Below are 9,011 nucleotides of genomic sequence, written 5' to 3'. Positions count from 1 at the left end.
CATCGCTATGGAGGAAGGCCTTCGCTTTGCAATTCGTGAAGGCGGCAGAACAGTTGGAGCGGGTAGGATTACGAGCATTATTAAATAAAATAGTGTGGAGGAAGTATGGCAACACAGAAAATTCGTATTAGGCTTAAAGCTTACGATCACGAGGTTGTCGATCAGTCGGCGAAAAAAATTGTAGATACAGCGCAGAGAACAGGTGCCAGAGTTGCGGGGCCGATTCCCCTACCAACGGAACGGAGCCTGTATACGGTAATAAGGTCCCCGCATGTGAATAAGGATTCGCGCGAGCACTTTCAGATGAGGACCCACAAAAGACTGATTGATATATTGGACCCGACACCGAAGACTGTTGATTCTCTTATGAGACTCGACCTTCCGGCTGGTGTCGACATCGAAATTAAACTCTAGAGCGGTTAGTAGTTAGTGGTTACCATCATATATAGCTCTTATTATTTATGTGTTGACCGCTAAGGTACTAAAAGCGTGAGTAAAAAGTTTTGGTAGCACGAGTGGACATTTATTCGGGCAATTAATAGTGTTATTAGTGCGAGGTAGAAGATGAAGGCATTACTAGGAAAAAAGCTTGGCATGACGCAAATATTTACGGACGATGACCGGTTGGTTCCGGTAACGGTCGTAGAAGTCGGCCCATGCGTTATCACCCAGGTGAAAACAAAAGAAAATGACGGCTACTCAGCAATCCAAATCGGATATGAGGATATTGAAGAGCGAAAGGTAACCAAGCCGATAAAAGGCCATTTCGCCAAGGCGAAAATCGCACCAAAGCGTTATCTAGCGGAGATCAGAGTCGAAGACCTGGGAGAGTTTAAACCGGGCGATACATTGACCGCCGAGGTATTCGCGGCCGGCGAGAGGGCCGATGTTGTCGGCGTTTCGAAGGGCAAGGGTTTTCAGGGAGTAATGAAGAGACATGGCTTTAGCGGAGGACCGAGCGGCCATGGTTCTCACTTTCACAGGGCACCCGGCTCAATAGGTATGGCGGCAACACCTTCCCGTGTTCACAAGGGAAGGCGCATGGCGGGCCACATGGGGACCGATAGGGTTACCGCTATGAATTTAGAGATTGTAAAAGTCGATCCCGAGCAGAACATTATCCTGCTTAAAGGGGCTGTCCCTGGCGGCAAGGGCGGTCTGATTATGGTTAAAGAAACTAGTAAGGCAAAGTAAAAGGAGTAACGGTGAAGATACCAGTCCGCAATAGAGAGGGTAAAACCATAGAGGAAATCAGCGTTAGTCCTGCAGTCTTTGAGGTTGAGCCAAATGAGGCCGTAGTTCACCAGGTTGTTAAGGCACAGCTTGCCGCAGCCAGGAGGGGAACGGCAAAGACAAAGACAAGGGCTGAAGTAAGAGGCGGAGGCAAGAAGCCCTGGCGGCAGAAAGGGACAGGGCGGGCCCGTATCGGAAGTATCCGCGCACCTCATTGGGTCGGCGGCGGTACCGTTTTCGGCCCCACGCCACGAGACTATTCCTTTAATGTCCCGAAAAAGATGCGCCGTTTGGCGTTAAAATCGATTCTTTCGGCAAAAGCCAAAGAGGGACGTTTGATTGTATTGGATGACTTCGGTCTTGCTGAGCCGAAGACAAAGGAAGCGGTACAGATTCTTAAGAATCTCGAAGCCACGACCAAGACAACGGTAGTGGTTGGCGAGAATCAAGATACGGCGGTCAGATCGGTTCGTAATATCGATAACGTTAAGGTTATCTACAGCACCGAGCTTAATGCATACGACCTGCTCGACAACGAGTACCTGGTTATGACCCGCGCCGCACTTAATGCAGTAGAGGAGGGTCTGGCCAAATGAAAGATTCTAGAGACGTTATCATCCGTCCTGTAATCTCCGAGAAGAGCTACGCGCAGATCGATCACGGTAAGTACACGTTCGAAGTGGCTCAGGGCGTGAGAAAAGAAGAGATTAAAAAAGCGATCGAAGACATCTTTAAGGTTCATGTAATCGCAGTTAATACGATATCGATGCGTGGGAAGCGTAAGCGCCAGGGGTATACCTCGGGTAAGACCCGCAGCTGGAAAAAGGCGATCGCGACGCTGCGCGAGGGCGAGCGCATCGAAGTATTTGAAGCCCGGTAAGGAATTTCGAAATACGAATGATAAGAGCTTAGACCAAACCATTAATTCGTAATTCGTAATTCGAAAAAATATGCCAACTGACAGGCGATAAATGTCGGGGGACTAGTAAAGGTAGGCGTAAGAGCGCAGTTTTAGTTGCTAGTCCCAAACGAAGGAGAAGAAACACATGGGAATTAAGAAATTTAAACCCACATCGGCCGGGCGAAGATTTCAGACGGTCTCTGATTTCAAAGAAATCACGAAAAAAGAGCCGGAGAAGAGCCTGTTGGCTCCGCTCAATAAGAAGTCCGGTCGCAACAACTACGGCCGCATTACGACGCGCCATATGGGCGGCGGTCACAAGAGGCGCTATCGCATCATCGACTTTAAGCGCAACAAATTCGGCATCCCGGGTAGGGTTGACGCGATCGAGTACGATCCGAACAGGTCCGCAAGGATCGCTCTTATAGTGTATGCCGACGGTGAGAAGAGATACATCCTCTCCCCGCTTAACTTGAAGGTCGCAGATACCGTAGTTTCCGGTCCGGATGCGGATATCAAGGTAGGAAACTCCCTGCCGATCAGAAGGATTCCTCTGGGCACCATCATCCATAACATCGAGCTTAAACCCGGTAAGGGCGGACAGCTTGCGCGCTCAGCGGGTACATCGGCCCAACTGATGGCAAAAGAGGGTAATTACGCTCACTTAAGGCTTCCGTCGAGCGAGGTACGCATGGTGCACATGGAGTGCTACGCATCGATAGGTCAGGTCGGTAACGCCGAACACGAGCTTATAAGCGTAGGTAAAGCGGGCCGCAGTCGTTGGCTCGGTATAAGGCCGACAGTTCGCGGTACCGCAATGAACCCGGTCGACCACCCGCACGGCGGTGGCGAGGGTAAAGCGAGCTCGGGCCGGCATCCGGTAACTCCTTGGGGTAAACCAACATTGGGGTATCGTACCAGAGGCACAAAGCTGTCTGACAGGTATATTGTGAAACCGCGTAAGCGATAACTAATGCTTGCGATAGGATATTGGCTTACAGAATAGAGAATGAAGGAATTATCAGCTAAATGATTGGAGGCTGAACAGTGGGAAGGTCGCTGAAAAAGGGACCATATGTCGAAATCAGGCTTCTTGGAAGAATCCAGGAAATGAACAAAAGAAACGAAAAACGGGTCGTTAAGACCTGGTCGAGAGCCTCGACCATCTTTCCTGAGATGGTGGGGCATACAATAGCGGTTCACGATGGCCGTCGGCATGTACCGGTCTATGTCACAGAGAGTATGGTTGGCCACAAGCTCGGTGAGTTTGCGCCAACAAGAACATTTAGAGGCCACGCCGGCCAGGAAAGGTCGACACGGCTGCGGTAGGCCGCAGGCTTATCCGGCCCATAGGCGAGAGTTCATAGCTGATAGAACGGATATGCTATGAGCTATGAGCAAGAAACTATGGGCCAAGAGCTTTGAGCTAATTAGGAGGTAAAGATGGCTAAAACGGCAGAGAATACAAGCGCTTCAACAAGGGCCGTTGCTAGATATGTAAGGATATCACCGTTAAAGGCGCAGCAGGTTATCAGCCTGATCCGCGGCAAAGACGTTGAGGATGCTGTTGCAACGTTAAAGTTTACGCCGAAAGCCGCTGCTAGATTGATAATCAAGGTCCTGAACTCGGCGGTTGCGAACGCTGAGAAGAACCTGCACATCAGCAGCAACAGGCTGTATGTATCGGAAGCATATGCGGACCAGGGCCCGACCTTGAAGAGGATAAGGCCGAGAGCCATGGGCCGCGCATTTAGAATTAGAAAAAGAAGCAGTCACATTACCGTAGTTGTTACGGAGAAGGAGGATTAAATGGGGCAGAAAGTTCATCCCCGGGGCTTAAGGATCGGTATTATCGAGAACTGGCGCTCCCGCTGGTTTGCCAGCAAGGGCTTTGATAAGATCCTCCATGAGGATATAGAGCTGAGGAAATTCCTTGAGAAGAAGCTCGAGCGCGCGGCCATATCGCGGGTAGAGATCGAGCGCGCGGGCGACCGTGTTAAGGTCGATATCCACACTGCAAGGCCCGGAATCGTTATCGGAAAGCGTGGATCGGAAGTAGAGATTTTACGCTCAGACCTCGAAAAACTGACCGGTAAGCAGGTCCAGATCAATATTGAAGAGGTAAGGAGGCCGGAGCTTGACTCCACCCTTGTGGCGCAGAGCATTGCCGAGCAGCTTGAAGCCCGTGTAGGCTTCAGGCGTGCGATGAAGAAGGCCGTTACCCAGGCTATGAAGAGCGGCGCCAAGGGCGTTAAGGTCCAATGCGCCGGTCGACTGGGCGGGGCTGAGATGGCCCGCACCGAATGGTATCGTGAAGGTCGCGTGCCGTTGCATACGCTAAGGGCCAATATCGATTACGGTTTTACGGAAGCGCGCACTACCTTTGGCCGTATCGGCGTTAAGGTGTGGATTTACAAAGGCGATATTCTGCCCGGTCAGCGTGTTCCATCACACGAAGTGGTTTCCGAGAGGCCGGAGCGACCAAGGCCGGAGCGACCAAGAAGACCGAGAAAAGAAGCTCCAGGCAGGAGGAGGTAGCAACACATGCTTTTACCGAAAAGAGTTAAATATAGAAAACAGCAAAGAGGCAGAATGAAAGGCCCCGCCAAGGGCGGCAACAAGATATATTTCGGCGACTATGGGCTTCAGGCCCTTGAGCCGGGCTGGATAACAAACCGCCAGATTGAGGCGGCCCGTATTGCCATGACCCGTTTCATCAAGAGGGGCGGTAAAGTCTGGATCAACATATTTCCGGACAAGCCCGTAACCGAGAAACCCGCCGAGACCCGTATGGGTTCGGGTAAAGGTTCGCCGGAGCACTGGGTAGCGGTTGTAAAGCCGGGCAGGGTAATGTTTGAACTCGCCGGCGTAGACGAGCCTACCGCCAGAGAGGCGATGAGGTTGGCTACCCACAAACTTCCTATCAAGTGCAGGTTTGTCACACGAGAAGAGCTGGGTGGTGAATAGGCATGAAGGCCGAAAAATATAGAGACTTAACCGACGGTGAGTTGGAGTCAAAGATGAAAGACGCGAAAGCGGAACTGTTTAATTTTAGGTTCCAGCTAGCCACAGGGCAGCTTGATAATCCTAAAAGGATCAAAGAGATCAAAAAAGATATCGCACGCATTCAAACCGTGCGCAGGGAACGCGAGATTGAAGTCAAAATAGCCAGTAGCTAGAGGCTAGATGGGTCCATTCTAGTATCTAGATAAGGGGGTTTAGATGGAAGAGAGAGGAAGTCGAAAGACGAGAGTTGGCAAGGTTGTCAGCGACAGCATGAACAAAACCATTACGGTAGCTGTTGAGTCGACCAAAAGGCATCCACTCTATAAGAAGACGATAAAGAGGACGACCAAGTTTAAGGCGCATGACGAGGCCAATGAGGCCAAAGCCGGCGATACCGTCCAGATTGCTGAGACCAGGCCGCTAAGTAAAACTAAAAGATGGCGCATGGTCGAGATTTTAGAAAAAGCGAAGTAGTGAGCGAGAGACTGTTCAAGAAGGAAGGAAATCGAGGATGATCCAACAGGAGTCAAGACTAAGAGTTGCTGATAATACCGGAGCGCGAGAAATCCTTTGCATCAGGGTCTTGGGTGGCTCGAGGCGCCGCTATGCCTCAGTCGGCGATACCATTATCGCCGCTGTTAAGGAAGCGATCCCCGGAGGCACCGTCAAAAAAAGCGAGGTTGTTAGAGCGGTAGTTGTCAGGACGAAAAAGTCAATCGGCCGTAATGATGGCTCTTACGTTAGGTTTGATGACAACGCGGCTGTTATAATCAACGACCAGGGAAACCCGAGAGGAACTCGTATTTTTGGTCCAGTTGCCAGGGAGCTAAGAGATCGTAACTATATGAAGATCGTCTCGCTGGCTCCAGAGGTGTTATAGAAGGAGAGAATGAGATGCCTAAACTATCTATAAGAAAAGGCGATAGAGTCCAGATCATAACAGGCAAGGACAAAGGTAAAAAGGGCAAGGTTCTCTTTGCGTTACCGGATAAAAACAGGGTTGTCGTGGAAGGTATCGCTATGATCAAGCGCCACGCACGGCCGACCCAGAGGGTTCCTCAAGGAGGAATCCAGGAAAGAGAAGCCCCGATACACGTATCCAACGTGCAGCTGCTCTGCCCGAGTTGCGGACAGCCGACCAGAGTTGGACACAGGGTTGCAGAAACCGGTAAGAAAATCAGGACCTGCCGGAGCTGTCAAGGCGACGTCGATAAGGCGTAGCGGTAGTGATCGATAACGCACTAGTGACCGGAAGCTCGTTTCTCGTGCCTGGTTAGGGCCGGTCGGAATCGGCCCGAACCGTACGAGACAACAGGCTGGAAACAGTGACCAGTAACTAGGAGAGAGGTATAAATGGCAGAAGCAAAAGGCAAGAAAGCCAAAGAAGCTAAGGAAACTAAAAGCTCTAAGGAAACGAAAAAGCCAAAAAAGCCAAAAGAGCCAAAAGAGCCAAAAAAGACGCAAAAGAAAGCCGAAGCCGGGAAGGCAAAGGCCGGAAACGGCGGCATAAATCCCAGGCTTAAAGAGCGGTATTTTAAGGAAATCCTGCTTGCCATGTTAAAGGACCGTGGTTATAAAAATACCATGCAGGTCCCGAGGGTCGAGAAGATCGTTCTTAACATGGGCGTAGGAGAGGCTACTCAAAACGCAAAAGCCCTCGATGCAGCAGTTGAGGATTTACAGATCATAACCGGACAAAAGCCGATTATTCGCAGGGCGAAGAAGTCTATCGCGGGGTTCAAACTCCGTGAGAATATGCCGATAGGCACGAAAGTTACGCTGCGGGGAGCCAGAATGTACGAGTTTCTGGACAGGCTGCTGTCCACGGCCCTTCCAAGGATTAGGGACTTTAGGGGGCTGTCGCCGAAGTCGTTCGACGGCCGCGGCAACTACTCGTTTGGCGTAACCGAGCAGCTTATATTCCCTGAAATAGAGTACGACAAAGTCGACAAGATTCGTGGTATGGATATCACAATCGTAACAACAGCGAAAACAGACGAGGAAGGCCGCGATCTGCTCAAGCGGTTCGGCTTCCCGTTTAAAGAGAAATAGATATAAATGGAGGGTTCAATTGGCTAAGAAATCGATGATCGCAAAGCAACAGCGTAAACCCAAATACGCAACGCGTGCGTACCACCGCTGTTCCAGGTGCGGTAGGCCGCGGGGATACTTCCGCAAGTTCGGTCTATGTCGTATTTGTTTAAGGGAACTCGCACACCGGGGCGAAATACCGGGCGTAACAAAAGCTAGTTGGTAAAGAGTAGTAGGTAGTGTTTAGTTTAGAGCTGCCGGCGGAGCATCTTAGGTAATTGGCGGCTGCGTAAGAAGCGGCCGATACCCGGGGCGAGAGAACCGGCGGTTTGATAAGGAGGAAGCATTATGACAATGACAGACCCTATTGCAGATATGCTGACCCGCGTCCGGAATGCAAACAGGGCCTCTCATGAGACGGTCGATGTCCCTGCTTCACGAATAAAAGAAGAGGTCGCAAGGGTACTGAAGAGTGAAGGTTATATAAGAGATTATCGGATAGTTCAGGAGAATGGTTTTAACGTAATCAGGATCAAGATGAACTACGGACCGGATCATGAGCGCTCAATTACCGGTATTAAAAGGATCAGTAAACCGGGTCTAAGGATTTACGCAAAGAAGGATGAGATTCCGCGTGTACTGGGCGGGCTCGGCATAGCGGTTGTATCGACCTCTAAGGGTCTTATGACGGGCAACGAAGCCAAAAAAGCCGGCCTTGGCGGAGAAGTTCTTGCATACGTATGGTAGTCAGAAACAAGAGACCAGAAACAAGAGATCAGATTACGAAGGTCTGGATTGAAAGTAAAAAATATTCTGATTTCTGAAGGCGCGTTAGCGTCGATCTGATTTCTGGTATCTGATTGGGGAGGTTAAAGTGTCAAGAATTGGTAAAATGCCGATCAATCTGCCTTCGGGTGTACAGGTTACCATAGAGCCGACAGAGGTTATCGTTAAAGGACCTAAAGGCCAGTTATCTGAGAAGATCCCGTACGGCATTAAGGTTACGCAAGAAGATAATCAAATAATGGTCCAAAGACTGTCAGACAGCAAGCTACACCGGTCCCTTCACGGGTTGGTAAGAACGCTTGTATCCAATATGGTAGTTGGGGTAAGCGACGGTTTTTCAAAGACCCTGGAGATCGTAGGTGTAGGGTACAGGGCCATGAAAAAGGGCAACGACCTCGAGCTTGCCATGGGCTTTTCGCATCCTGTCACGATTAAACAGCTGGGAGGCATCGAGTTTGAAGTCCCGGCGCCCAACAGGATAATCGTCAAAGGCGCCAACAAGCAGGTTGTCGGCGAGATTGCGGCCAACATCCGCAGCGTTCGCCCACCGGAACCCTACAAGGGCAAAGGGATCAAATACGAAGGCGAACATATCAGAAGAAAAGTCGGAAAGACCGCGAAGTAATAGGGTCCGGAGGCCAGGGTTTAGGGACCAGGGTTTAAACCCTATCGGGGTGGCAATAGCTGCTAGAAAGTTAATGAGAAGCGTCTTATAAGACGCAAGTCTTGGAGGAAGATAATGGGTAAAACAGCGGAAGAAAGGATAGCTCGATTAAGAAGACACCGCAGGGTGCGTAAAAAAGTATCCGGCACAGCCGGGAAACCCCGCCTGTCTGTTTTTCGAAGCACCAATCACATATATGCCCAGCTCATCGATGATGTTAAAGGTACAACGCTGGTCAGCGCATCGAGCCTTGACTCCGAAATCAAACCAAAAATCGGATCGGGCGGGAATATCGAGGCGGCCAAACAGGTCGGTGCTCTGGTAGCTAAAAGGGCGTTAGAGAAGAAGCTCGGTGAGGTAGTTTTTGACAGAGGCGGGTTTATATACCAT

The 9,011-nt window shown here is 50.4% G+C and carries 19 protein-coding genes; all 19 read left to right on the top strand.

Going from position 1 to position 9,011, the window contains the following annotated elements:
* The coding region (locus COY37_RS02515; RefSeq protein ID WP_286975886.1) for an EF-Tu C-terminal domain-related protein at window positions 1-88 on the top strand (88 nt) is incomplete at its 5' end.
* Between the two features lie 17 nt (window positions 89-105).
* Window positions 106-414 carry a 30S ribosomal protein S10 gene (gene rpsJ, locus COY37_RS02510; RefSeq protein WP_286678528.1) on the top strand — a complete coding sequence of 103 codons (309 nt, stop codon included), beginning with the start codon at window positions 106-108 and terminating at the stop codon, window positions 412-414.
* A 150-nt stretch (window positions 415-564) separates the two neighbouring features.
* A complete protein-coding gene (gene rplC / locus COY37_RS02505; protein WP_286678527.1) occupies window positions 565-1,194 on the top strand; it encodes a 50S ribosomal protein L3 in 630 nt (209 codons plus the stop codon).
* An 11-nt stretch (window positions 1,195-1,205) separates the two neighbouring features.
* Window positions 1,206-1,829 (top strand): 50S ribosomal protein L4, encoded by a 624-nt coding sequence (gene rplD / locus COY37_RS02500; RefSeq protein WP_286678526.1) that lies wholly within the window; start codon window positions 1,206-1,208, stop codon window positions 1,827-1,829.
* Window positions 1,826-2,113, top strand: a complete 288-nt coding sequence (rplW, locus tag COY37_RS02495) for a 50S ribosomal protein L23 (protein WP_286678525.1) — start codon at window positions 1,826-1,828, stop codon at window positions 2,111-2,113. The genes rplD and rplW overlap by 4 nt, the downstream gene beginning before the upstream one ends.
* Window positions 2,114-2,279: 166 nt before the next feature.
* Window positions 2,280-3,104, top strand: coding sequence for a 50S ribosomal protein L2 (gene rplB / locus COY37_RS02490; protein ID WP_286678524.1), 825 nt, complete (start codon window positions 2,280-2,282; stop codon window positions 3,102-3,104).
* A gap of 77 nt (window positions 3,105-3,181) precedes the next feature.
* Window positions 3,182-3,463 (top strand): 30S ribosomal protein S19, encoded by a 282-nt coding sequence (rpsS, locus tag COY37_RS02485; RefSeq protein ID WP_286678523.1) that lies wholly within the window; start codon window positions 3,182-3,184, stop codon window positions 3,461-3,463.
* 114 nt (window positions 3,464-3,577) lie between these two features.
* On the top strand, window positions 3,578-3,943 hold the full coding sequence (rplV, locus tag COY37_RS02480) for a 50S ribosomal protein L22 (protein WP_286678522.1): 366 nt from the start codon (window positions 3,578-3,580) through the stop codon (window positions 3,941-3,943).
* A complete protein-coding gene (rpsC, locus tag COY37_RS02475; RefSeq protein WP_286678521.1) occupies window positions 3,944-4,672 on the top strand; it encodes a 30S ribosomal protein S3 in 729 nt (242 codons plus the stop codon).
* A gap of 6 nt (window positions 4,673-4,678) precedes the next feature.
* Entirely contained in the window at window positions 4,679-5,101 is a 423-nt protein-coding gene (rplP, locus tag COY37_RS02470; RefSeq protein WP_286678520.1) for a 50S ribosomal protein L16, read from the top strand.
* A 2-nt stretch (window positions 5,102-5,103) separates the two neighbouring features.
* Window positions 5,104-5,313, top strand: coding sequence for a 50S ribosomal protein L29 (rpmC, locus tag COY37_RS02465; protein WP_286678519.1), 210 nt, complete (start codon window positions 5,104-5,106; stop codon window positions 5,311-5,313).
* Between the two features lie 43 nt (window positions 5,314-5,356).
* Window positions 5,357-5,614 carry a 30S ribosomal protein S17 gene (rpsQ, locus tag COY37_RS02460; protein ID WP_286678518.1) on the top strand — a complete coding sequence of 86 codons (258 nt, stop codon included), beginning with the start codon at window positions 5,357-5,359 and terminating at the stop codon, window positions 5,612-5,614.
* Between the two features lie 37 nt (window positions 5,615-5,651).
* On the top strand, window positions 5,652-6,020 hold the full coding sequence (gene rplN / locus COY37_RS02455) for a 50S ribosomal protein L14 (protein ID WP_286678517.1): 369 nt from the start codon (window positions 5,652-5,654) through the stop codon (window positions 6,018-6,020).
* A gap of 14 nt (window positions 6,021-6,034) precedes the next feature.
* Entirely contained in the window at window positions 6,035-6,361 is a 327-nt protein-coding gene (gene rplX, locus COY37_RS02450) for a 50S ribosomal protein L24 (protein ID WP_286678516.1), read from the top strand.
* A 285-nt stretch (window positions 6,362-6,646) separates the two neighbouring features.
* Window positions 6,647-7,192, top strand: a complete 546-nt coding sequence (gene rplE / locus COY37_RS02445) for a 50S ribosomal protein L5 (protein ID WP_286678529.1) — start codon at window positions 6,647-6,649, stop codon at window positions 7,190-7,192.
* A 19-nt stretch (window positions 7,193-7,211) separates the two neighbouring features.
* Window positions 7,212-7,397, top strand: a complete 186-nt coding sequence (locus tag COY37_RS02440) for a type Z 30S ribosomal protein S14 (protein ID WP_286678515.1) — start codon at window positions 7,212-7,214, stop codon at window positions 7,395-7,397.
* Window positions 7,398-7,519: 122 nt separating this feature from the next.
* Window positions 7,520-7,918, top strand: coding sequence for a 30S ribosomal protein S8 (gene rpsH / locus COY37_RS02435; protein ID WP_286678514.1), 399 nt, complete (start codon window positions 7,520-7,522; stop codon window positions 7,916-7,918).
* A gap of 127 nt (window positions 7,919-8,045) precedes the next feature.
* Complete coding sequence (gene rplF / locus COY37_RS02430; protein WP_286678513.1) at window positions 8,046-8,582, top strand: 50S ribosomal protein L6; 537 nt, start codon at window positions 8,046-8,048, stop codon at window positions 8,580-8,582.
* 114 nt (window positions 8,583-8,696) lie between these two features.
* A partial coding sequence (gene rplR, locus COY37_RS02425; RefSeq protein ID WP_286975874.1) for a 50S ribosomal protein L18 occupies window positions 8,697-9,011 on the top strand: 315 nt, incomplete at its 3' end.

Origin of the sequence: Candidatus Aquicultor secundus (assembly GCF_002791875.1) — a bacterium.
GTDB lineage: Bacteria > Actinomycetota > Aquicultoria > Aquicultorales > Aquicultoraceae > Aquicultor_A > Aquicultor_A secundus.
This window is presented reverse-complemented; position numbering and strand designations above follow the sequence as displayed.

Coding starts and splice junctions, on each gene's coding strand:
- rpsJ (WP_286678528.1), top strand. CDS start 106: ATGGCAACACAGAAAATTCGTATTAGGCTTAAAGCTTACGATCACGAG.
- rplC (WP_286678527.1), top strand. CDS start 565: ATGAAGGCATTACTAGGAAAAAAGCTTGGCATGACGCAAATATTTACG.
- rplW (WP_286678525.1), top strand. CDS start 1,826: ATGAAAGATTCTAGAGACGTTATCATCCGTCCTGTAATCTCCGAGAAG.
- rplB (WP_286678524.1), top strand. CDS start 2,280: ATGGGAATTAAGAAATTTAAACCCACATCGGCCGGGCGAAGATTTCAG.
- rplV (WP_286678522.1), top strand. CDS start 3,578: ATGGCTAAAACGGCAGAGAATACAAGCGCTTCAACAAGGGCCGTTGCT.
- rpsC (WP_286678521.1), top strand. CDS start 3,944: ATGGGGCAGAAAGTTCATCCCCGGGGCTTAAGGATCGGTATTATCGAG.
- rplP (WP_286678520.1), top strand. CDS start 4,679: ATGCTTTTACCGAAAAGAGTTAAATATAGAAAACAGCAAAGAGGCAGA.
- rpmC (WP_286678519.1), top strand. CDS start 5,104: ATGAAGGCCGAAAAATATAGAGACTTAACCGACGGTGAGTTGGAGTCA.
- rpsQ (WP_286678518.1), top strand. CDS start 5,357: ATGGAAGAGAGAGGAAGTCGAAAGACGAGAGTTGGCAAGGTTGTCAGC.
- rplN (WP_286678517.1), top strand. CDS start 5,652: ATGATCCAACAGGAGTCAAGACTAAGAGTTGCTGATAATACCGGAGCG.
- rplX (WP_286678516.1), top strand. CDS start 6,035: ATGCCTAAACTATCTATAAGAAAAGGCGATAGAGTCCAGATCATAACA.
- rpsH (WP_286678514.1), top strand. CDS start 7,520: ATGACAATGACAGACCCTATTGCAGATATGCTGACCCGCGTCCGGAAT.